We start from the raw sequence: 20,477 nt of genomic DNA, 5'->3' as shown, positions 1-20,477 counted from the left end.
AACGGCCACCCCGCATCGCGCATTGACGATCTCATGCCTTGGGCCTTCCAAAAACCGTCAATCTAAAAGCCCAACGGGGTTCACGCACCGCTTACAGTTGGTTGGTTTTTCCCCTGAATTTACAATGGGCTGACGTTCAGCACCGCCAAAACTCTGCGACGCGTTCCGAACGACGCCAATGGGGTCGTCGCCCCCACGCACGGTAGGCATGTCGGGCGGGATGCCCGCGTAAACGGGCGGATGGGCGAGGACAGTTTCCATGGTGTTTCGGCCGATGCCGCTGATGACAAACGCTTTTCCCGCGGCTAGCCTGGCGCGATGTCGAACGGGCCATGGACAGATGCAGAGAACGACCTGATCGTTGCGGATTACTTCGCGATGCTGGCTGCGGATGTCGCGGGCCAGCTCTACAAAAAGGCCGCGCACAATCGCGATCTTCAGGCCCGCATCGATCGCAACCGCAGTTCCATCGAGTTCAAGCACCAGAACATCAGTGCGGCACTGCAGGGCCTCGGTGAAACATGGATCCCCGGCTACAAGCCTGCCGTCAACTTGCAGATGGCCCTGGTCGATGCGGTGGCACGCTGGCTCGTGCTCAATCCGGCGTGGTTGGGCCGGACGCCAGGCGCGCGCAAGGCGACGGGCATGGCCGACATGGCCCGGCTGTGGATCGGCCCGCCACCAACGCTTTCGAACCAGCCCCCACCTGCCGAGCTGGACCAGATGCTGCACATCGCCCGAAAGTTCGATGTGGCCGAGCGGGATGCCCGCAACCGCGCCCTTGGCCGGGCTGGGGAGGAACGCGCGCTGGCCCATGAAAAGGCTGCTCTGGCCGATGCCGGACGCGGCGATCTGGCCCGCAAGGTGCGCTGGGTGTCGGAGGAAGATGGCGACGGCGCGGGCTATGACATCGAGAGCTTTGCGCTGGACGGTCGGCCCCGTCTGATCGAGGTGAAGACGACGAACGGCTGGGAGCGAACGCCCTTTCACATTTCCCGCAACGAACTGGCCGTGGCCGAGGAACGGCGCGCCGACTGGTGCCTGATGCGGCTGTGGAATTTCTCGCGCGAGCCGAAGGCTTTTGAACTGCGCCCGCCGCTAAACGCGCATGTGTCGCTGACCGCAACCAGCTTTCAGGCCAGCTTTCACTGAGCGTTCAGGCCATCAGGCGTTGAGGCAAGATCGGCAAGGCAATCGGCGACGGGGGTGGCGTGCGGATCGGTCAGGTCATTCATCGCGCCGTATAGCCGCCGTCGATGACGATCTCGGTGCCGGTCACGAACTTCGCCTCATCCGAGGCGAGCCAGACCACGGCCCAGGCGATGTCGTCCGGTTCGCCCATCGTGCCGATGGGATGCGCGGCATCCGCCGCCGCCTTTGCCGGCTCCAGATCAGGGGCGGTGGCGCGCAGGTGGTTTTCCACCATCGGGGTCCAGATATAGGCGGGGTGGATCGAGTTCACCCGGATCTTCTCGGCCGCATAGGTGATGGCGTCATTCTCGGTCATCAGACGCACCGCACCCTTTGAGGCATGATAGGGTGCAATACCACCAATGCCGATCACCCCCGCGATGGAGGACAGGTTGATGATCGAACCCTTTCCGGCCGCGCGCAGATAAGGGATCGCGTGTTTTGTGCCGAAGAACACACCCTTCACGTTCACCGCCTGCACCCGGTCCCATTCCGCCTCGGTCACCTGATCGGTGGGCTTGGGGCTGCCGGAAATGCCGGCGTTGTTCACCAGCACATCAAGGCTGCCAAAGCGGGCGGCTGCGGCGTCGATCGCGGCTTTCATGCCGGCCTCGTCCACAACATCGACCTGCCAGAAGCCGACCTCATGGCCCTTTGCCGTCAGGTCGGCGGCCAGCGCCTTGCCCTCGGCTTCAAGCATGTCAAGGATAGCAACCTTGGCACCTTCCTCGGCCATGCGGATCACACAGGCCCGGCCGATGCCGACGGCACCCCCGGTCACGATGGCGGTCTTGCCTGCAAGTCGGTTCATGGCAGTCGTCCTTTCGGTGTCGGGTTGAAGTCTTCGCGTTACCCCGTTGCCCGGCCCTCGGCCGCGATTTCGGGGAAGTCGGTTCGTGCCTCGGTCACGGCACCGGACAGCAGTTCCACAGCGCGGTCGGCCGCGTCCTGAAACGGCTCCAGCACCAGATCGACGCCCGCGCCAAGCAGGGCCGTGCTGTCATTGGTGCTGTGCGAGGCTGCCGCGATCCGGCCCGAGAACCCTGCCGAGCGTGCCAACTGGATCAACGTCCGGCGGGTGTCTTCGTGGCTGAGGCCGGTGGGGTGGATCGGCACGGTCGAGACCATCCATTCCGCCCCCCGAAACGGCAGTTCAGCGACGAATTCGGGGTCGCTCGCATCGCCGAAATCGGCCTCAAGCCCAAGATCGCGCCAGCGCCGCACCGCTTGCGGGTTGAAATCCACACCCAGCACCCGGATGCCGCGTTTGTGCAACCGTAGCCCGATGGCGGTGCCAAAGCGGCCCAGACCGAATATGATGATCCCGTATCTGCTGGCCGCATGTGTCCCGGCCTCGGACGGCTCGCGTGCTGTGTTCTTGCGTTCGAACACGCCAAGCAACGGTTCGAACAGCGCATAAAGCTGATGCGAATAGGTGATCATGTAGGTCGAGGCCGCGATGGTCACGAGGCCGACCATGGTGACCAGGCCAAGCGCGTCTTCGGTCACATGCCCGATCGATACGCCCATGGCAACGAAGATCAACGAGAACTCGCTGATCTGAGCCACCGTCAGCCCGGCGAGGAAACCGGTGCGCTTGCGGTAGCCCATAGCCCCCATGATCGCCAGCACGATCAACGGGTTGCCGATCAGCACAAACAGCGAGAACAGGATCGCCCCGGTGACATGCGTGCCCAGAAGCGACAGGTCCAGCGTGGCCCCAAGCGCGATGAAGAAGAACAAGAGCAGGAAGTCCCGCAAGGGCGTCAGCCGGGCGGCGATGGTCTCGCGGTAGGGGGTAGAGGCCAGCGCCACGCCCGCCATCAGGCCTCCCACCTCCTTTCCAAGACCAACCAAATCGCCGACAGCGGCGAACATTGCGGCGAGTGCAATGGCGAAGATCACCAGAAGTTCGGGTGCGCGGGCCAGCCGTTCCGTCAAGGGATCGGCGGCGTAGCGCACGAACAAGACCACTACCGCCACGAGCGCCAGTCCGGAGGCCAGCACCATCGCCACCGACCCGCCGCCATGCCCGCCCTCTGCGGCGCCGATGCCGATGGCCGACAGCACGATCATCGCCAGCACCACGACAAGGTCCTGGACGATCAGAAACCCAAGCGCGATCTGGCCATGCAGCGCATCGATCTCGCGTTTGTCGGACAGGAGTTTGACGATGATGATGGTCGAGGAAAACGTCAGCGCGACTGCGACGTAAAGGCTGGTGATGTGACCAAGCCCCAGCGCCAGACCGATCAGATAGCCGAAGAATGCGGTAAAGATGACCTGCCCAAGCCCGGTCATCACCGACACCACGCCCAGCGACCGGATCAGCTTTACGTCCAGCTTGATGCCGACCAGAAACAGCAGCACCGCGATGCCAAGCTCCGACAAGAGGTCGATTTGCGCGTCCGACCGCACGACATCCAGCGCCGACGGCCCCGCAATCAGCCCGACCGCGATGAAGCTGACGATCAGGGGCTGCCGCGCCAGCGTGCCGATCAGACCGATCCCGGCGGCCATGACCAAAAGCAGGGCCACTTCGGCAAAGGATGTCAGTATTGGCATCAAGGCTTCCCTTCTGACTCGGAACCGTTAGGTCCATCGCTCTGCGGCCTCGGTGCTGTCTGATGCAGCCGCAGGAATGCGTTCAGATCGGTATTGGCAATGCGCCAGCCCTTGCCGATATCGATGGCGCGCAACTGGCCAAGTTTGATCCAGTGGCGCACGGTCGCCTCGGCCACCTTCAGACGGTCAGCGACGTCCTTGACGGTTTGATACTGATCCAGCGGCATGGCCTTTTGCTTCTCGTTGGGTTTTGTGAAGAATAGCGAAGGATTGTCGCTTTTGATTGATCTGCATCAATCCGAGACACGAACTTGAGTGTTTTACTTGCCTTCATGCCAAGGGCAGGGGGGCAGACCATGGAAAAGATCATGTTTGCGACCGATTTATCGGGTGTCTCCTGCAGCACACAGATCCTCGGGGGTCTCCTGCAGCACACAGATCATGGAGGACGGTCCATTTGCCGGGATCGTCAAGGCGGTGGCCAAGGCTACCCCCCACCTTCTGGTCATTGGGCCGCATCGCCGGCAGATCCTGCCAGCACCGGGGGCCGGGGCGGGCCGTGCGCTGAACTGCCGGACGGAAATCGCGCGGCGTCAAGGCGGGTCTGGTCAGCGGTCTGCCCTGTCGCCTGACGGTGCCGCAAGAATATGATCCCGCGCGACCGACATCGCCTTGAGCACGGCATGGACCGTGTCGCCGGGGGCCAGCGCCATCTCTGCCGCTGCGCGGCGGGTGATGCGGGCCAGAATCTCGGTTTCGCCGATTGCCAGATGCACCATGAGGCCCGGCCCCTCACCCGGCACCAATGCGGTGATGGTGGCGGGCAGGATGTTCTGTGCCGACAGGCCCACAGGCCGCGCGCGGGACAGGATCACCTCATGCGCCATGATCCGCACCCGCAGCCGGGTTCCGGGCGCACCCTGCACCCCGGGCAGGAACAGCGGGCCGGTCGCGGTGTCGAGCCGGGTCAACCCATCCTCTTCCGGGCCGGAGATGACGGCGGGCAGCAGGGCGGCCACCTCGCGGATGCCCATGGCGCGCAGCGCGTCGGGGTCGGCCATCACCTGCGCCGTGGTGCCGCCGCGCAGGCCGCGGCCCTTGTCGATCACCAGCATCCGGTCGGCCAGCAGCTGCGCCTCGTTCATGTCATGGGTGACCAGCACCACCGGCATGTTCAGATGCGCGCGCAGGGCGATGATACCGGCATGCAGCTTTTCACGGGTGGCGCGGTCGACGGCTGAGAATGGCTCGTCCAGCAGCAGCACATCGGGCTTGCGCGCCAGCGCCCGGGCCACGGCCACCCGCTGCTGCTCGCCGCCCGACAGCTGCGCCGGTTTGCGATCGGACAGACCGTGCAGATTGACCAGAGCCAGCAGGCGCTCGACCTCAACCCGGTCGGCGGCGGGCATCGCCGCCATGACGTTTTGCGCCGCCGTCATATGCGGAAACAGCGCGTAGCTTTGAAACACGATGCCGACCTTGCGGCGATGCGGCGGCAGGTTCACGCGTGCCTGCGTGTCCAGCCAGACCGCGCCCCCGGCGCTGACGCGCGCGGTTGTGGGCGTCCACAGCCCCGCAATGCTGCGCAGGATTGTGGTCTTGCCCGAGCCGGAGGGGCCGACCAGCGCCAAAAGCTCTCCCGGGGCCACGTCAAAGGCCACATCCAGCGGAATCGGCGTATCGGCGCGGATCGAGACTGACAGCGTCATGACAGCCGCCGCCCGACCCGCGCCGACAGGGCATAGGTCAGGGTGATGGTGGCCAGACTGATTGCCACCAGACTCGCTGCCATGATCCCCGCGCTATGGTCGTCAAACGCCTGCACCCGGTCATAGATCGCAATCGCAATCGTCCTGGTCTCGCCGGGGATCGAGCCGCCAACCATCAGCACGATGCCGAACTCGCCCAGCGTATGGGCAAAGGTCAGCACCATGGCGGTCATCACCCCCGGCCAGGCCAGCGGTAGCTCCACCCGCCACAACGCGCGCCACGGGGACATTCCGCAGCAGCTTGCCGCCTCGCGCAGCGCGACCGGGATCGCCTCGAACCCGCGCTGCGCGGGCTGGATCGCAAAGGGCAGGTTGAACAGGACCGAGGCCAGCACCAGCCCCTCAAAGCTGAACACCAGCTGATGGCCGAACATGTCCTGCCAGAACGCGCCCAGCGGCGCGTTGCGGCCAAAGGCCAGCAACATGTAAAAGCCGAACACCGTGGGCGGCAGCACCAGCGGCAGCATCACCAGCGCCTCGGCCAGCCCCTTGCCGCGAAACGACCGGACCGCCAGAAACCGCCCCGCCAGCACCGACACCGGCAACAGGATCGCCACCGTCCAGGCGGCAAGTTCGAGCGAGAGGAACAGGGCTGTCCAGTCCACGCCTTACTCCTGCGGCAGGGTGAAGCCGTAGCGCGCCATGATCGCCCGCGCCGGAGGGGTCTGGAGATAGGCGTAAAACGCCTCTGCCTCTGGCCCCGCGCTGTTGAGCAGCACCATGCGCTGGCGCAACGGGGCGTGCCAGTCTTCGGGGATCAGGTCATGGCTGCCCCGTGCCGCCACACCGGGCGCCAAGGCCAGCGACGCCGCGATGATCCCGCCTTCGGCATTGCCCGACAGCGCGAACTGCGCCGCCTGGCTCACGTTTTCGCCCAGCACCAGATGGGGCTGAACCCGGTCCCACAGCCCCGCATGGCGCAGCGCCTCTTCGGCGCGTTGGCCGTAGGGGGCGTGTTCGGGGTTGGCGATGGCAAAGCGGGTGATCTGACCCGCCTCCAGCGCCACGCGCAAGGAGTCCAGCGTGCCATCGGCCACCAGTGTCGAGCCCTCCGGCACCATGACCACGATCCGCCCGATGCCATAAAGCGTGCCCGCGTCGCGGGTAAAGCCGTCGCGGTGCAGATCGGTGACGAACTGCTCATCCGCCGCCATGAACATCTGAAACGGCGCGCCTTCGCGGATCTGGCGGGCAAAATTGCCGGTCGAGCCCAGCGACAGCCGCACCCCGGTCCCGGTTTCGGCCTTGAACCGGGCCGCGATCTCCTCAATGGCAAACGACAGGTCAGCGGCCGCCGCGATCACCGGCGGGCCGGATTGCGCAATGGCCGGCTGCGGGGTCCCAAATGGCCCCGCCCCCAGCGCCAGCGCGGCGGCGCACAGGGCAAAGGCACGGCGGGTCGGCATGGCGGGTGGCTCCGTCTGAGAGGGTCAGCTGATATGGCAGCCTGATATGGCGCGCCGGAAACATCGCCCCGCGCGGCCTGCGCCGTCAACCGTTATTTTCCGTCGGGAATATCCCGTAGCAGCGCCTGCATCCCGGCCAGATTCCCCGCCGCCGCCGCCGCCGCCTGCGCCTCGACGCGGCGATACAGCGTCAGCACCTGCTGGCCGGTCTCGGTCAGCACAGCCCCACCGCCCCCCGGCCCGCCGCGCGTGCTGTCCACCACCGGCGCGCGGAACATCGTGTTCAGCGTCTCGATCAGCATCCAGGCCCGCTTGTAGCTCATCCCCATCTCACGCCCCGCCGCCGCGATCGAGCCGGTGCGCGCAATCCGTTCCAGCAACTCAGCCTTGCCCGGCCCCATCATCTGGTCGCCGAACTGAATCCGGATGCGCAACCGCAGGTCAGAGGGCGGATCAATGTGCGATATCATCCCGCCAGAATTGCGGGAAACCGGCCAGCCTTCAAGCCCCCGGGGAACGATATGCCAAGGCGGAACCTTTTCTGCCTGTTCAATCCCGAGCCGCGCGATCAACGCCGCCAGAGACTGTCGCGCGTCAGTGCGCAGGTCGTTCAGGTAATCTTCCTGCCCTGCCTTGCCCATGCTGTCTGACATCGCAAGGCGCAGGGCGGGCGCGTTGAAGACGGTCAGCACAGATGATCGCGCCCCAGCGCCAAGACCAAGTCCAATGAATTGCTTCAGGGCCTTCTCTGCGATCTCAGAGGGGTTCGTTGTCTGAAGCGTTTGGCGCCAGGGGCCGATGGGCGGGCCGGTCACCATCAGCACCGGGCAGGACGCCGCGCGAATCGTGCGTTCAGCCTGGTGCCGACAAAGGCAGCCTTGGGCCGCGCTCTGTCGTGCCAGCCCCCTGCCGTCAGGCCTGTGCCTCCAGCAGCACAATCATCCGGTCCAAACTGGCCATCGCGGTCACGCCGTCGGTAATCGTCGGTGCCGCTGACGCAGCGCCCGACAAGCCCGCCGCCACATCGGCCAGAAGGGCGGCATAGCCCTTGTGATCCTCATTCGCGGCGGCGGTGAAATTCGGGGTCCAGCACAGGGTATCGCAGGCCCCGTCCAGCGTGGCGCCTGGGTCGTCCGCCTTGAACGGCGGGTCGCGGTGCCAGGCTACGTTGATCACATTCGACACCTCGACCCGGTTGTGATCGCCCATCACCGTGATCTGCTCCATCGGCGTGCCGCGCGATTGCAGCGTGCCCATCACCACATTGCCGATTGCCCCGTTTTCACAGGCAAAGCCCATGTGGAACAGCACCCGCCCCTTGGCCGGGCTGATCCGCCGCACGGTGATATCGGCCAGCGGGCTGCCCGCAAGCCAGGGCATCAGATCCATGTAATGCACGCAATGGTGCAGGTAAAAGCCGGAGTAATCCTCCTCCCCGGCGAAGTAGGTCGGCGCGGTCATATAGCTGCCGGTGATCCCCAGCACCGGGCCAAACTCGCCGCCGCGCAGAATGTTGGCCGCGATCCGGTTGCCGGTGGAATAGCGCTTCATGAAGCCGACATAGACCGGCTTTCCCGCCGCCTCTGACGCGCGCTGCAACTCCAGCGCCTGTGCGTGATTGGCGGCGGGGGGTTTTTCCATGAACACCGGAATGCCCCGTGCCAAAGCCGCCAGTGTGGCCGCATGATGCACCTGCGGCCCCACCGCCATGAAGATGGCATCCAGCCCCGGCTGATCCAGCATCTGCTGCCAGTCAGAATAGGTCTGGCTCACGCCATATTGCGCCGCCGTCTCGGCCAGCGCCCCGGCGTCGCGGTCACACAAGGCGGCCAGACGGAACCCGGCCTTTGCCATCTGCGGCAACAGCATCCAGCGGGCATGGCGACCACAGCCGATCCAGCCGATATTCAGGAGTTTAGCCGTCATTGCGCATACTCCGCAAAATCCAGCGCCGCACGGATCAGCGCGTGGCCTGCCTTCAGTTTCGCCGTCTCATCCTCGGCAGGCGCGCGCCACTGCGCAATGGGCAGGGCCAGCCGCTGGTCATCGCGGCGGAACGGCTCCAGCGACACCGGGCCGGTATAGCCCACCTGCGACAGCGCGCGCATGATTCCGGGCCAGTCCATATTGCCGGTGCCGGGAAAGCCGCGGTGATTTTCATTGGCCTGAAAATGCACGGTGCGATGGCCCGCCAGACGGATCGCATCGGGGATCGACTGATCCTCCATGTTCATGTGGAAGGTGTCGAGCATCAGGCCAAGACCCGCATCATTGACCGCATCGACCAGCGCAACCCCCTGCCGCGTGGTGTTGAGCATGTCGGTTTCAAACCGGTTCAGCGGCTCTACCGCAAACACCTTGCCCGCCGCACGCGCCTGCGGGGCCAGCCGTGACAGCCCGTCAATCATCCGGTCGGCGCGCGCCTTCATCTCATCGTTGGTGCGGGGCAGGGGTGGCCTGCCGGCAAACACCATCGGCTCGCCATAGAGCGGCCCGCCGATGATCGTGGCGCCCAACCCATCGGCCACCTCGATACAGCGGGCAAGGTAATCGAGGCCGCCCTGCCGCGCGCCAGCGTCGACAGACGCGATAGAACGCTGGGTATTCACCCGCGCCGCCAGCACCACCGACAGCCCCGCATCATCAAGCGCGCGCCGCGCCACTGCCAGATCCAGCCCATCCTCAGGTTCCGGCACCAACAGCTCGATAAAGTCAAACCCCAGCGCGCGGATCTGCGCGAACAACCCCAGATGCGCGCCGGTAAACGGGCGCACAAATTGCATCGAAATGATGCCCACCTGATTTTTCACCATAGTCTCCTTATCCTTTGACCGCGCCTTGGGTCATCCCGGCGATCAGACGTTTCTGCACGAACAGGAACAGCAGCGTCGCCGGCATCGCACCGACAATGCCGCCTGCGGTCAGCAGGCCCCATTCGATCTGGTATTCCCCGATCAGCGTCTGGATCGCGACGGTGATCGGCTTGACGCTGCGCCCGCCAAGGGTCAGCGCGTACAGGTATTCGTTCCAGGCGGTGATGAAGATATAGACGCCGGTGGCGATGATACCGGGGGTGCACAGCGGCAGCACCACCCTAAACAGCGCGCCAAACCGGGTGCAGCCATCGGTCATCGCCGCCTCATCCAAGGATCGCGGGATGTTGTCGATATAGCTGGTCATCATCCAGACCGAGAACGGGATCGCCACGGTGGAATTGGCAATGATCAGCGCAAGGTAGGTGTCCACCAGACCAAGCGACCGCATCAGGATGAACAGCGGCAGGATCAGCAGCACCAAGGGGAACATGTTGATCAACAGGAACTGCAGCATCAACAGCCGCCGCCCGCGAAAGCGAAAGCGCGAGAATGCATAGGCCGCAGGCACCGCCAACCCAAGGCCGACAATCATCGTGCCGCCCGCCACCACAAAACTGTCAAACAGGTTGCGGCCAAAGCCCACCGTGCTGAACAGCCGGACATAGTTTTCCAGCGTGGCCCCGGCAATCGACGGGCCTTCGGTGAACAGCCGCGATTTTTCGGTGACCGAGGTCAGCGCCATCCACAGATAGGGCGACAGCGTGAAACACAGGATCAGGATCACCGGCAGATCAATGGTCAGGATCCGCCTGACAACAGAGCGATTGCGCACCATCATCCGATGTTCCTCCCCGCGCGGCGCAGGTACAGGATGACAAAGCCCAGCAGCACCAGCGTAAAGCTGACCGCAAGGGCAGAGCCGTAGCCGTAATCAAGACCGGTGCGTGCATTGATGAAGGCGTAAAGCGGCAGGGTATAGGTCGAATACCCCGGCCCGCCGCCGGTCATGACAAAGATCACGTCAATGGAGTTTGCCACCCAGATGATCCGCAGCAGCGTGGCGGTCATCAAAACCCCGGCCAGACCCGGCAGGGTGATGTGCCAGAACTGGCGAAAGCTGGATGCGCCGTCGATCGCCGCCGCCTCGTAATAGCTTTTCGGAATGCCCTGCAACCCGGCCAGGATCATCACGGCAAAGAACGGAAACCCCTGCCATGTCAGCGTCAGGATGATTGCATAAAGTGCAGTATCCGGGTTCGCCAGCCACGGGATCGACGCGGTGATCAGGTTCATCCGCAAGAGCAGGTCGTTCAGAATCCCGTAATTGCTGTCATAAATCCACACCCACATCAGCGCGATCACGACCGAGGGCAGGGCCCATGGGATGATCACCAGCGCCCGCGCCAGACCCCGCCACGGAAACTCCTGATTGAGCAACAGCGCCGTCGCCAGCCCCAGCAGCATCTGCGCGGGCACGGTGATCACGATCCACAGCACGGTATGGCGCAGGGATATCCAGAACACCGGATCGGCAAGCGCGGTCTGGAAATTCTTGAACCAGACGAAATCAAACGACTTGGGACGGAACAGCACATAATCGTGCAGGCTCATCCAGACGGCCTGAATCATCGGCAGGAACACGATGGCAAGCGTCACCAGAACGGCGGGCGACAGCATCGCATAGGGCAGCACTCGGCGCGACAGCGGCACCGGCGGGGCGGAAAGTGCGGACATGGGTTTGCCTTGCAGCTAAAGGGGGGGCAGGCCGGGGAGGTGCGGCCTGCCCAAGGCTCGCTCAGGTGATCAAGTCACTTTTTCAAAGTGATCTGCTCACTTGTTGTAGAGCGAGTCGATCTCGGCGTTCATCGCCTCGGCGCTGATCTCACCGATCAACGCACGCTGCATGGCCACCGGCCAGACGGTATTGGCGAAATCTGCAGTTTCGCTGACATTCGGCAGCAGGGTGGCAAAGGGCAGCGAATTGACCGTCGCCTCGACAAACCGCGCCTCGTGCAGGTCCCACGCGGCGCTGTCGGTCTTGGTCACCGGCAATTGCCCGGTGGCCACGTTAAAGGCCGCGTTGTTTTCCGGGCTGGACAGGAAGCTGATCCATTTCCACGCCGCATCCTTGTCTTGCGCCGAAGAGAAGATCGCGGTGCTTTCGTCCCCGAACGAGGTCCAGCGCCCGCCGCCACATTCCGGCACCGGCACAGCCGACACCTTGTCGCCCAGCGTGGCGACCATATCGGCGGACGATCCGATGTGGTGGATGGTCATCGCCGTGGTGCCATTCTTGAACGCGCCGATGATCTCCTGAAAGCCGTCATTCGGGGCCGATGGCGGGAACACCTTGTCGGTGCGGAACAGATCGACCACGAACTGCGACCCTTCGACCCCGGCAGCGCTGGTCAGCTCGCCCGGGCCAAAGCCCACGCCTTCACGCGACAGCACCAGACTGGCCCAATGGTCATGCCCGCCCTTGCCGCCGCGAAAGCCAAAGCCATAGACATCGGTCTGGCCGTCGCCATTGGTGTCGCGGGTCAGCGCAATGGCGGCATCGCGGAACTGCTCGCAGGTTTCCGGCGGGGTCAGGCCCAGCTCGGCAAACATGTCGGCGCGGTAATACAGGTACAGCACCACATATTGCACCGGCAGATAGTAGTGCCCGCCATCGGCGGCGGCGGTCAGGTTCAGCAGGTTGTCCTGAATCTCGGCCGTGCCCTCCCAGGCGTCCAGCCGCGCATCCAAGGGTTCCAGCGCCTCCATCTCCAGCAGACGGGGCAGGGCGTTCAGCTTGACCAGCGCCGCATCGGGCGCGGTGCCGGCGGCCAGCGAGGTATAAAGCTGGTCGTAATAGCTGTTCCACGGAATGTTCTCGGCATTGACCTTGATGCCGGGATTTTCCGCCTCGAATTGGGCGACCAGATCCGACATCGGGTTGTCGGCGTTGTCAAAGTGATACCAGAAATTCACGGTCTGCGCGCTGGCCGCTCCGGCAAGCAGGGTGCTTGCCATCAGGGCCGCCGTGACCTTGCGGGTCAGTCGGGTGGTGATCATGTGTCTCTCTCCCTTGTTGCAGTCTTTCGCGGCGGCTGGCTGGTCAGGCTGCGAAACGCCTCCCCCGCGTCTGACAGCGCCCGCCGCGCCTCCTCCAGTTCAAGGCTCATCTGCATGAAACCATGAACAACTCCGCCATGCAGGCGAAACCTGTCGGCCCGGCCAAGCGCCATCAGCCGCGCATACAGCCGCTCGGTATCCGACCGCAGCGGGTCGATCTCGGCGGCGTTCAGATACAGCGGCGGCAGCGCGCGCAGCGCGGCATCGCTCGCCCGCAGCGGGGCCACGCGCGGATCGTCGCGCTGGTCCTGCGGCGCATACCAATCGAAATAGCGCTGCATCTTGGCCCGGCTCAGGCCCGGACCTTCGGCAAATTCGGTGTAGGACGCGGTGGTGAACTCCGCGCCGTAAACCCCGTAGAACAGCAGTGCGCAATCGGCGGGCGGAGCTTCCGCGTCCAGCAGCACCGCCAGCGCGATGTTCGCCCCCGCACTGTCGCCCGAAATCGCCCAAGGCCCGCCCAAGCCGTCAAACGGCGCCTTGCCGGCCCGCAATGCCGCCCAGATCATACGGGCATCCTCCAGCCCGGCGGGAAAGGGGTGCTCGGGGGCCAGCCGGTAATCGGCACTGACCACCACCGCGCCCGCCTTGTGGGCCAGAATCCGCACCGCGCGTTCATGGGTGTCGCGGTCGCAAAACGCCCAGCCGCCGCCATGCAGATACAGGATCGTGCCGCGCACCAGTCCTTGCGGCACCAGAATCCGGCAGGGCAGGGGGCCAGCTGGTCCCTGCACAATCACCTCATCCACCCGCGCCATGTCCGGCAGCTCCCGGTTCCAGCGCGCATTCCCCCGCGCCGCCTGTGCCCGCCCCTCAGCCGCGGGCAGCAGCGTCGGATCGGGCAAGCCCGCATCCTCCTGCGCCAGCCGCTCCAGAATCGCGGCCATCGGTGGCGAAGGCTGGCCCCGGCTCATGCGCCTCCCCCCAGCACACTCGGCCCGAAATCGACAATCGTGGTGATGTGATGCGACAGTGCTTCAACCGCCGCCCCGGCATCGCCCGCCGCCACCGCGTCGATGATCACCTGATGGCGGTTCGCGGTTTCCAAAAGGTCGCGCTGCTGATCGGGGTGCAGGATCTTGAACCGATGCGCGTGGATCAGGCAGCGCGCCAGCACCGGCTGCACCGGCGGCAGATCGGCCTGCTCAAACAGCCCGGCATGAAACGCCCGGTCATGCACCGACAAAAGATATTCATCCCCCGCCGTCGCCGCCTCTTGCATCGCGGCCAGATGGTGGCGCAGATCGTCGACCAAAGCCAACCCCCGCCGCGCCATCGCCCGGCGCACGCCCCGGCATTCGATGTCATGGCGCAGGCGGATCAGCTCTTCGGCATCCTCGGCCCGGCAATCGGCAATCACCGTGCCGCGATGCGCCATCCGGTGCACCAACCCTTCTTCCTGCAGCAACAACAGCGCCTCACGGATCGTGCCCTGACTGACCTCGAACCGGTTCGCCAGCTCCAGCTCCAAGAGCGCCGAGCGCGGCGCCAGCATGCCCAGCACGATTTCGCGTTGCAGGCTGCGATAGATCACATGGCTGCGGCGCGAGGCAAAGGCACGCACGTTGGGCTGGGGCAGGCTTTGGGAAAAAGTCTCGGCAGCCATCTCGACTCACTTGATCTGCGTTATCATTATCAATATTGATAATAGGAGGAATTTGGGCTGGCAAGCCCTTTTGTCACAGGGAAGGGGGCACCGATGGCCACAATCACGCTGGAGAAACTCGCCAAAAGCTATGGCGCGGTGCAGACCATTCACGGCATCGACCTTGCCATTGGCGATGGCGAATTCGTGGCGCTGGTCGGGCCATCCGGCTGCGGCAAGTCCACGCTGTTGCGCATGATCGCGGGGCTGGAAGATGTCAGCGGCGGGCGGCTGTCGATCGGCGACAAGGTGGTGAACGCGGTCGAACCGCGCGACCGCGATGTGGCGATGGTGTTTCAGGATTACGCGCTGTACCCGCATATGACGGTCGAGCAGAACATCGGCTTTGGCCTAAAGATGCGCAAGACCGACCCCGCCGACATCGCCGCCCGCGTGGCCGAGGCGGCGCAGATCCTGCAGATCGAACCCCTGCTGCAACGCCGCCCGGCCGAACTGTCGGGCGGTCAGCGCCAGCGGGTTGCCATGGGCCGCGCCATCGTGCGCCGCCCGTCGGCGTTTTTGTTCGACGAGCCGCTGTCCAACCTCGACGCCAAGCTGCGGGTGGAAATGCGCACCGAAATCAAGCGCCTGCACGGGCTGTTGGGCCGCACCACGGTTTATGTCACACATGATCAGGTCGAAGCCCTTACGCTGGCCGACCGCGTGGTGATCCTGAAAGACGGGCGCATCATGCAAGAGGGGCCGCCGCTGACGCTGTATGAGCAACCGGCCAATCTGTTCGTGGCCGAATTCATCGGCTCGCCGCAGATGAACATGTTCGCGGGCACGATTGCGGGCGATGGCCAGCCGGGCATCCAGCTCGATGGCTTCCGCCTGCCGCTCTCGGCGCAGGCCGCTGCGGGCACCAAGGTCAAACTCGGCGCGCGGCCCGAGGCGATCTTGCTGGCCGGGGGTGATACGCCCGATCTGGTGACCAGGGTTGAGGTGTTCGAGCCGCTGGGGTCAGACACCATGGTGTCGTGCCGGATCGCGGGCACCATGGCCGTGGTGCGCCTGTCGCCCGAGGTTCCGGTCGCGCGCGGCATGGAACTGGCCCTGCGCTTTGACCGCCGCAAACTGCACCTGTTCGATGCGGCAACGGGCACCCGGATCGGGTCAGAGCCGCACAGCGCCTGAAGCTGATGTGCCGCCGGGGCGGTCAGGGCCCCGGTGCCGCCCCGGCGGTCACATTGCCCAAGACCACCGCAATCATCTGCTCGATCCGCTCTACCGGCACGCCGGAGATGCGCTTTTCCAGCCCCAAGAGCACGATGCCATGCACCGATGAAAACAGCGCCCGCGTCATCAGGTCGATCTGCCCCGGCGACCAGTCCGGAAAGATCCGCCGCAGGGGTGCCGAGATCAGCGCAAACAGCGCGCCCAGTTTGGCCAGATACCAGTCGGGCACCGGCGCATCCGCCGCCATTTCCAGATCAAACAGCGCCCGCCACACCTTGGTATTGCTGGCGGCAAACTGCAGATAGGCCTGTGACATGGTGATCAGACAGTCGCGCGGGGCCAGATCGCGCCCCGCGATGGAGGCGGTCACCGCCTCACCCAGCCGCTGAAAGGTGCGGCCATTGACCGCCATTACCAACTGGTTCAGATCGGCAAAGACGTTGTAGATCGCCCCCACCGAACAGCCGACATCCGACGCCAGATCGCGCGCCTTCAGCGCCGCCAGCCCTTGCGTCGCGATCACCCGCTCGGCCTGATCGGTCAGGCGGGTGCGCAGATCCTCACGCCGCAGGTCGGTCTTGCTTGGCGCTTTCGCCATGTCCCACTCCATGAACTTTGTTCATGAATAACTATGGATCACCGCAAGCGCAAATCAAGTCTCTGAAAAATCAGGTCTTGTGCGGCAGGCTTGACGGCGCGCCCCCCTCGAACCGGTTGCCATTGGTGTAATCACACGGCGCCTCCTGCATCTGCAGATGCAGGGCGCTGCCGGTATAGGGATGGGCGCGCGCCACGTCTTCGTCAAAGTCGATTCCCAGACCGGGGGCCTCGGGCGGCAGGATATAACCGTTTTCCCAGACAATCGTGTTGCGGATCAGCTTTTGGTGGAACGCCCCGCCAGTCTCGATGGTCTCGGCCATCAACAGGTTGGGGATCGAGGCCGCCAGATGCACATTCGCCGCCCATTCCACTGGCCCTGCATAAAGATGCGGGGCCATCTCGGCGTTATAAACCTCGGCCATGGCGCTGATCTTCTTCGCCTCCCAGATGCCGCCCACCCGCCCCAGTGCCGGTTGCAGGATCTTGACCCCGCCATGGCGCAAGAGCGCGCCAAACTCCGCCTTGGTGGTCAGCCGCTCGCCGGTGGCAAGGGGGATTCGCACGCCGCGCGCCACTTCGGCAAATTCCAGCAGATTGTCCGGCGGGATCGGCTCTTCATACCAGAGCGGATTGTAAGGCTCCAGCTCGCGCCCCAGCCGGATCGCGCCTGCGGTGGTGAACTGGCCATGGGTGCCAAAAAGCAGATCCACCCGGTCGCCGACCGCCGCGCGGATCGCCCGGCAGAACGCAACCGAGCGCGAGATGTCAGACAGCGCCGGCTGATGCCCGCCGCGAATGGTATAGGGGCCGGCGGGATCAAACTTTACCGCCGTGAACCCCATCTCCATGAACCGCACCGCAGCGCCGGCTGCCGCATCGGGGTCCACCCAGAACCCGGGGTCTTCATTGCCCGGTTCGGGATAAAGATAGGTGTAGCTGCGGATGCGGTCGTTGATCTTGCCGCCCAAGAGCGCCCAGACCGGGCGGTTGCGGGCCTTGCCCAGAATATCCCAGCACGCAATCTCCAGCCCCGAAAACGCGCCCATTACCGTGGGGTCAGGCCGCTGAGTGAACCCCGCCGAATAGGCGCGGCGGAACATCAGCTCGATGTTTTCGGGGTTTTCCCCCGCCATATGGCGGGCGAACACATCCTCGATCACCGCGATCATCGCGGTGGGGCCGACGGTGGAGGCATAGCATTCGCCATAACCCACAATGCCGCAGGCAGTGGTCAGTTTCGGAAAGATCCAGTAGCGCCCGCCCCAGCCCGGAAACGGCGGGGCCACGACAAAGATTTCAAGATCGGCGAGTTTCATGGAAGCGGTCCTTTTGCGGCAAGCGCCGGGGGGTTTCACACCCCCCGGACCCCCCGTGGGATATTTTTGCCAAGATAAAGGGTAGGCGTGGGGTTGGCGAAGGGCAAAGGCTTTTGCGACATCATCTGCCGCAAACGGGCGATCAGGCGGGAAGTCTGTGGCCGATGCGCGGACCAAGCACGTGCAGCGCAAGGCAGGCCAGCATCATCGCCGCCGCCAGCAGGAACGGCGCGCCGGGGGCATAGACCGGGGCATCCGGCGCGGTGAAGGTGCTGAAGGTGGCGGTCATGATCAGCGGTGAGGTGATCATCGCAATGGCGTTGAGGCTGGCCAGCACGCCCTGCACCTCGCCTTGGGCATCCGCTGGGGCGGCGCGGCTGGCGATGGCCTGCAAGGCCGGGGTGACCGCCCCACCGAGCGCGGTCAGCGGGGTGAGGGCAAGGGCGATAACGGGGGAGGTGACAAGGCCCAACCCGGTCAGGGTGATCACATCGACCCACATGCCATAGTGCGCCGCCCTGTGCTCGCCCCAGCGCCGGATCATCGGCCCGACCAGCAGGGCCTGACCCAAGGCATAGCTGATGCCATAGACCGCGAGTGAAACGCCGACCATCTGCGTGCTCCAGCCAAAGCGGGCCTGCCCGTAATAGGCCCAGACCGCCGGATAGACGTTCATCGCAATGCCGAGGATCAGGAAACAGGCAAGCGTCAGGCGCAGGCCGGGCAGGCGGCTGACCGCGCGCAGCGCGCCGAGCGGGTTGGCGCGGCGCAAGGAGAACGGGCGGCGGGTGGCGTCGGTCACGGTTTCGGGCAGGATGAGGAAGCCAAAGATCATGTTGGCAAAGGCCAGCGCCGCGGCCGCATAGAACGGCGCGCGGATATCCACCGCCGCCAGCAGCCCGCCGATCAGGGGGCCCAGCACAAAGCCCACGCCAAAGCCCGCGCCGATCAGGCCGAAGCGTGCGCCGCGCTGATCGGGCGGGGTGATGTCGGCGATAAAGGCGGTGGCGGTGGAATAGGTGGCGGCGGTCACGCCCGCCACCAGCCGCGCGATCAGCAAGAGCCAGATCGTGGGCGCCACCGCCATCACCAGATAGTCGAGCCCCATGACGAGCAGTGACACCAGCAGCACCGGGCGGCGGCCAAAGCGGTCGGACAGCGAACCAAGGACCGGGCCGAACAGGAACTGCATCACCGCAAACGAGGTCGCCAGCACCCCGCCCCACAGGGCGGCATGCGCCAGATCCTCGCCCGTGACCGTGCGGATCAGGTCGGGCATCACCGGAAAGATCAGCCCGATCCCGATCGCATCCAGCGTCACGGTGGTGAGGATGAAGGTCAGCGCGAGTTTGGGGGTGGGGGTCACGGCTGGGGTCACTGGGTGGCCTGTATGGTCTGGGCAATGGCATGCAGGCGCTGGGCCAGCGCCTCGGGGCAGGCGAAGAACGGTGAGTGCGAGGCGGGCAGGGTGCTGCGGTGTGCGGCTGGCACGCTTTGCGCCATAACCTGCTGATACTCCGGCGGAATGGCGCGGTCATCGGTGCAACGGGTGTAGTGCCGGGGCAGGGACTGGCTGCGCGGCGACAGGGTCAGCGCGGTTTCCTGCGGCACAATCGGCTGCGGCGTCAGGCACAGCGCGGCAAGGGTCTGCGCCGCGCGGTCGCAGTCGTGGTAGAACAGCGCATCAACCTGCGCGGGGTCAAAGCTGAAGCTGCCTTGCGCCTTGTCGACCCGGATCGCTGGCGCGAGGGGCTGGCGCGGGCCTGCCCGCCGCATGTCACCCAGCGTCATGCCCGACACCGGCGCATAGGCGCACAGATAGACCAGTGCGGCGATATGGGCCGGATCGCGTTCGGCGGCGGCGGTGATCGGGTAGCCTGCCATCGAATGGCCGACCACAATCGTCGGGCCACTCAGCGCGCTGCAGATCGCACTTGCATAGCTGTCCAGTGTTACCGCGCTTGCCGGGGTCTGGTCGCGGCCATGTCCCGGCAGGTCAATGGCGCGGGCGGTGTGGCCCAGCGCCTCCAGCGCCGGGATCACCCGGTGCCAGCACCACGCGCCGTGGCAAGAGCCGTGGATCAGCAGGAACTCAGACATGACCGATACTCTCCAGAAAGTCGCGCAACGCGTCTGTATAGGCATCCGGCTGCTCCACCATCGGCAGATGCCCGGCCCCCCGGATCAGCTGGAACCGGCTGCCGAGGATCAGATCGGCGGTCTCCTTGACCAGATCGGGCGGGGTCGATCCGTCGCGCAGGCCTGCAATCGCCAGTGTCGGCAGGGTCAGCCCGGCGGTCGGTGTGTAGAAATCGGTGCCCGCAATCGCCGCAGCAGCCCCCATCCAGCCCTCGGGCGGGGTGGCCAGCAGCATGGCGCGCATCTGCGGCAACGCGGGCAGGTCTCGCCAGCTGCGGCCAAACCAACGCGCCATGGTGGCGTCGGCAATCGCCTCCAGCCCGCCCGCGCGCACGGCCTCGATCCGGTCCTGCCATTGCGCGGCGATCCCGATCCGCGCGGCACTGTTCGACAGCACCATCCCGCGCACCAGATCCAGCCGTTTGACCGCCAGCCCCTGCGCGATCATGCCGCCGATCGACAGGCCCACCACCACCGCCTCGCGCAGCCCGGCCTGCGCCATCACCCGCTCGACATCATGGATCAGCGCGCCCATGGCATAGGGGCCGGGCGGCACATCCGACAAACCATGCCCGCGCATATCCATGCGCAGGATGCGGTGGCCGGGCAGCCGCGCCACCACGCCATCCCACAGCCGCAGATTGGTGCCCAGCGCATGCAGCAGCACCAGCGGCGGCGCGCCCTCCGGCCCGGAGAGTTCCACATTCAGCCGCAGATCGGGGAAGAACATCAGC

The 20,477-nt window shown here is 65.2% G+C and carries 21 protein-coding genes; 2 read left to right on the top strand and 19 right to left on the bottom strand.

Annotation, left to right across the window (positions count from 1 at the left end; translation table 11 throughout):
• Positions 1-318 precede the first annotated feature (318 nt).
• On the top strand, positions 319-1,152 hold the full coding sequence (locus J2X53_RS12680) for a DUF3883 domain-containing protein (protein WP_349037846.1): 834 nt from the start codon (positions 319-321) through the stop codon (positions 1,150-1,152).
• 79 nt (positions 1,153-1,231) lie between these two features.
• Here the strand turns inward: J2X53_RS12680 and J2X53_RS12675 are convergent, their stop codons facing one another.
• From J2X53_RS12675 to J2X53_RS12610, 14 genes are all read right to left on the bottom strand, one after another.
• The gene (locus tag J2X53_RS12675) at positions 1,232-2,002 is read right to left on the bottom strand and encodes a glucose 1-dehydrogenase (protein ID WP_349037845.1); all 771 of its coding nucleotides are present in this window, start codon (positions 2,000-2,002) and stop codon (positions 1,232-1,234) included.
• A gap of 38 nt (positions 2,003-2,040) precedes the next feature.
• Positions 2,041-3,756 (bottom strand): cation:proton antiporter, encoded by a 1,716-nt coding sequence (locus J2X53_RS12670; RefSeq protein ID WP_349037844.1) that lies wholly within the window; start codon positions 3,754-3,756, stop codon positions 2,041-2,043.
• Positions 3,756-3,983: a helix-turn-helix domain-containing protein gene (locus J2X53_RS12665; protein WP_349037843.1), complete on the bottom strand. Its 228-nt coding sequence runs from the start codon at positions 3,981-3,983 to the stop codon at positions 3,756-3,758. Before J2X53_RS12665 ends, J2X53_RS12670 begins: the two co-directional genes overlap by 1 nt.
• A 381-nt stretch (positions 3,984-4,364) precedes the next feature.
• Entirely contained in the window at positions 4,365-5,465 is a 1,101-nt protein-coding gene (gene modC, locus J2X53_RS12660) for a molybdenum ABC transporter ATP-binding protein (RefSeq protein ID WP_349037842.1), read from the bottom strand.
• Complete coding sequence (gene modB, locus J2X53_RS12655; RefSeq protein ID WP_349037841.1) at positions 5,462-6,130, bottom strand: molybdate ABC transporter permease subunit; 669 nt, start codon at positions 6,128-6,130, stop codon at positions 5,462-5,464. Before modB ends, modC begins: the two co-directional genes overlap by 4 nt.
• 3 nt (positions 6,131-6,133) lie before the next feature.
• Positions 6,134-6,931, bottom strand: a complete 798-nt coding sequence (modA, locus tag J2X53_RS12650) for a molybdate ABC transporter substrate-binding protein (RefSeq protein WP_349037840.1) — start codon at positions 6,929-6,931, stop codon at positions 6,134-6,136.
• 92 nt (positions 6,932-7,023) lie between these two features.
• The gene (locus tag J2X53_RS12645; protein ID WP_349037839.1) at positions 7,024-7,623 is read right to left on the bottom strand and encodes a LysR family transcriptional regulator; all 600 of its coding nucleotides are present in this window, start codon (positions 7,621-7,623) and stop codon (positions 7,024-7,026) included.
• 220 nt (positions 7,624-7,843) lie between these two features.
• Positions 7,844-8,857 (bottom strand): Gfo/Idh/MocA family oxidoreductase, encoded by a 1,014-nt coding sequence (locus J2X53_RS12640; protein WP_349037838.1) that lies wholly within the window; start codon positions 8,855-8,857, stop codon positions 7,844-7,846.
• Positions 8,854-9,744, bottom strand: a complete 891-nt coding sequence (locus J2X53_RS12635) for a sugar phosphate isomerase/epimerase family protein (RefSeq protein WP_349037837.1) — start codon at positions 9,742-9,744, stop codon at positions 8,854-8,856. The genes J2X53_RS12640 and J2X53_RS12635 overlap by 4 nt, the downstream gene beginning before the upstream one ends.
• Positions 9,745-9,751: 7 nt before the next feature.
• Entirely contained in the window at positions 9,752-10,585 is an 834-nt protein-coding gene (locus J2X53_RS12630) for a carbohydrate ABC transporter permease (protein ID WP_349037836.1), read from the bottom strand.
• Positions 10,582-11,481: a sugar ABC transporter permease gene (locus tag J2X53_RS12625; RefSeq protein WP_349037835.1), complete on the bottom strand. Its 900-nt coding sequence runs from the start codon at positions 11,479-11,481 to the stop codon at positions 10,582-10,584. The genes J2X53_RS12630 and J2X53_RS12625 overlap by 4 nt, the downstream gene beginning before the upstream one ends.
• 96 nt (positions 11,482-11,577) lie before the next feature.
• Positions 11,578-12,804, bottom strand: a complete 1,227-nt coding sequence (locus J2X53_RS12620; RefSeq protein WP_349037834.1) for a sugar ABC transporter substrate-binding protein — start codon at positions 12,802-12,804, stop codon at positions 11,578-11,580.
• Positions 12,801-13,778 carry an alpha/beta hydrolase gene (locus tag J2X53_RS12615; protein WP_349037833.1) on the bottom strand — a complete coding sequence of 326 codons (978 nt, stop codon included), beginning with the start codon at positions 13,776-13,778 and terminating at the stop codon, positions 12,801-12,803. Before J2X53_RS12615 ends, J2X53_RS12620 begins: the two co-directional genes overlap by 4 nt.
• Entirely contained in the window at positions 13,775-14,470 is a 696-nt protein-coding gene (locus J2X53_RS12610) for a GntR family transcriptional regulator (RefSeq protein WP_349037832.1), read from the bottom strand. The genes J2X53_RS12615 and J2X53_RS12610 overlap by 4 nt, the downstream gene beginning before the upstream one ends.
• A 93-nt stretch (positions 14,471-14,563) precedes the next feature.
• On the opposite strand from J2X53_RS12610, the gene ugpC reads away from it, so the two are divergent.
• Entirely contained in the window at positions 14,564-15,646 is a 1,083-nt protein-coding gene (ugpC, locus tag J2X53_RS12605) for a sn-glycerol-3-phosphate ABC transporter ATP-binding protein UgpC (RefSeq protein ID WP_349037831.1), read from the top strand.
• 22 nt (positions 15,647-15,668) lie between these two features.
• On the opposite strand, the gene J2X53_RS12600 is transcribed toward ugpC, so the two are convergent.
• The 5 genes from J2X53_RS12600 to pcaD form a co-directional block, all read right to left on the bottom strand.
• Positions 15,669-16,286, bottom strand: a complete 618-nt coding sequence (locus J2X53_RS12600) for a TetR/AcrR family transcriptional regulator (RefSeq protein WP_349037830.1) — start codon at positions 16,284-16,286, stop codon at positions 15,669-15,671.
• A 70-nt stretch (positions 16,287-16,356) separates the two neighbouring features.
• On the bottom strand, positions 16,357-17,604 hold the full coding sequence (locus tag J2X53_RS12595) for a mandelate racemase/muconate lactonizing enzyme family protein (protein WP_349037829.1): 1,248 nt from the start codon (positions 17,602-17,604) through the stop codon (positions 16,357-16,359).
• Between the two features lie 142 nt (positions 17,605-17,746).
• Complete coding sequence (locus J2X53_RS12590; protein WP_349037828.1) at positions 17,747-18,970, bottom strand: TCR/Tet family MFS transporter; 1,224 nt, start codon at positions 18,968-18,970, stop codon at positions 17,747-17,749.
• Between the two features lie 8 nt (positions 18,971-18,978).
• Entirely contained in the window at positions 18,979-19,704 is a 726-nt protein-coding gene (locus J2X53_RS12585; protein ID WP_349037827.1) for an alpha/beta fold hydrolase, read from the bottom strand.
• Positions 19,697-20,473: a 3-oxoadipate enol-lactonase gene (gene pcaD, locus J2X53_RS12580; protein ID WP_349037865.1), complete on the bottom strand. Its 777-nt coding sequence runs from the start codon at positions 20,471-20,473 to the stop codon at positions 19,697-19,699. The genes J2X53_RS12585 and pcaD overlap by 8 nt, the downstream gene beginning before the upstream one ends.
• Positions 20,474-20,477 lie beyond the last annotated feature (4 nt).

Origin of the sequence: Pseudotabrizicola sp. 4114 (genome assembly GCF_031457365.1) — a bacterium.
Lineage (GTDB): Bacteria > Pseudomonadota > Alphaproteobacteria > Rhodobacterales > Rhodobacteraceae > Pseudotabrizicola.
This window is presented reverse-complemented; position numbering and strand designations above follow the sequence as displayed.

Excerpts from the sequence above, each read along its gene's own strand:
- J2X53_RS12625 (WP_349037835.1), bottom strand. The coding sequence starts at position 11,481 with ATGTCCGCACTTTCCGCCCCGCCGGTGCCGCTGTCGCGCCGAGTGCTG.
- modC (WP_349037842.1), bottom strand. The coding sequence starts at position 5,465 with ATGACGCTGTCAGTCTCGATCCGCGCCGATACGCCGATTCCGCTGGAT.
- J2X53_RS12600 (WP_349037830.1), bottom strand. The coding sequence starts at position 16,286 with ATGGCGAAAGCGCCAAGCAAGACCGACCTGCGGCGTGAGGATCTGCGC.
- J2X53_RS12675 (WP_349037845.1), bottom strand. The coding sequence starts at position 2,002 with ATGAACCGACTTGCAGGCAAGACCGCCATCGTGACCGGGGGTGCCGTC.
- J2X53_RS12665 (WP_349037843.1), bottom strand. The coding sequence starts at position 3,983 with ATGCCGCTGGATCAGTATCAAACCGTCAAGGACGTCGCTGACCGTCTG.
- pcaD (WP_349037865.1), bottom strand. The coding sequence starts at position 20,473 with ATGTTCTTCCCCGATCTGCGGCTGAATGTGGAACTCTCCGGGCCGGAG.
- J2X53_RS12635 (WP_349037837.1), bottom strand. The coding sequence starts at position 9,744 with ATGGTGAAAAATCAGGTGGGCATCATTTCGATGCAATTTGTGCGCCCG.
- J2X53_RS12585 (WP_349037827.1), bottom strand. The coding sequence starts at position 19,704 with ATGTCTGAGTTCCTGCTGATCCACGGCTCTTGCCACGGCGCGTGGTGC.
- J2X53_RS12640 (WP_349037838.1), bottom strand. The coding sequence starts at position 8,857 with ATGACGGCTAAACTCCTGAATATCGGCTGGATCGGCTGTGGTCGCCAT.
- J2X53_RS12595 (WP_349037829.1), bottom strand. The coding sequence starts at position 17,604 with ATGAAACTCGCCGATCTTGAAATCTTTGTCGTGGCCCCGCCGTTTCCG.
- ugpC (WP_349037831.1), top strand. The coding sequence starts at position 14,564 with ATGGCCACAATCACGCTGGAGAAACTCGCCAAAAGCTATGGCGCGGTG.
- J2X53_RS12670 (WP_349037844.1), bottom strand. The coding sequence starts at position 3,756 with ATGCCAATACTGACATCCTTTGCCGAAGTGGCCCTGCTTTTGGTCATG.
- modA (WP_349037840.1), bottom strand. The coding sequence starts at position 6,931 with ATGCCGACCCGCCGTGCCTTTGCCCTGTGCGCCGCCGCGCTGGCGCTG.
- J2X53_RS12630 (WP_349037836.1), bottom strand. The coding sequence starts at position 10,585 with ATGATGGTGCGCAATCGCTCTGTTGTCAGGCGGATCCTGACCATTGAT.
- J2X53_RS12620 (WP_349037834.1), bottom strand. The coding sequence starts at position 12,804 with ATGATCACCACCCGACTGACCCGCAAGGTCACGGCGGCCCTGATGGCA.
- J2X53_RS12680 (WP_349037846.1), top strand. The coding sequence starts at position 319 with ATGTCGAACGGGCCATGGACAGATGCAGAGAACGACCTGATCGTTGCG.
- J2X53_RS12615 (WP_349037833.1), bottom strand. The coding sequence starts at position 13,778 with ATGAGCCGGGGCCAGCCTTCGCCACCGATGGCCGCGATTCTGGAGCGG.
- J2X53_RS12610 (WP_349037832.1), bottom strand. The coding sequence starts at position 14,470 with ATGGCTGCCGAGACTTTTTCCCAAAGCCTGCCCCAGCCCAACGTGCGT.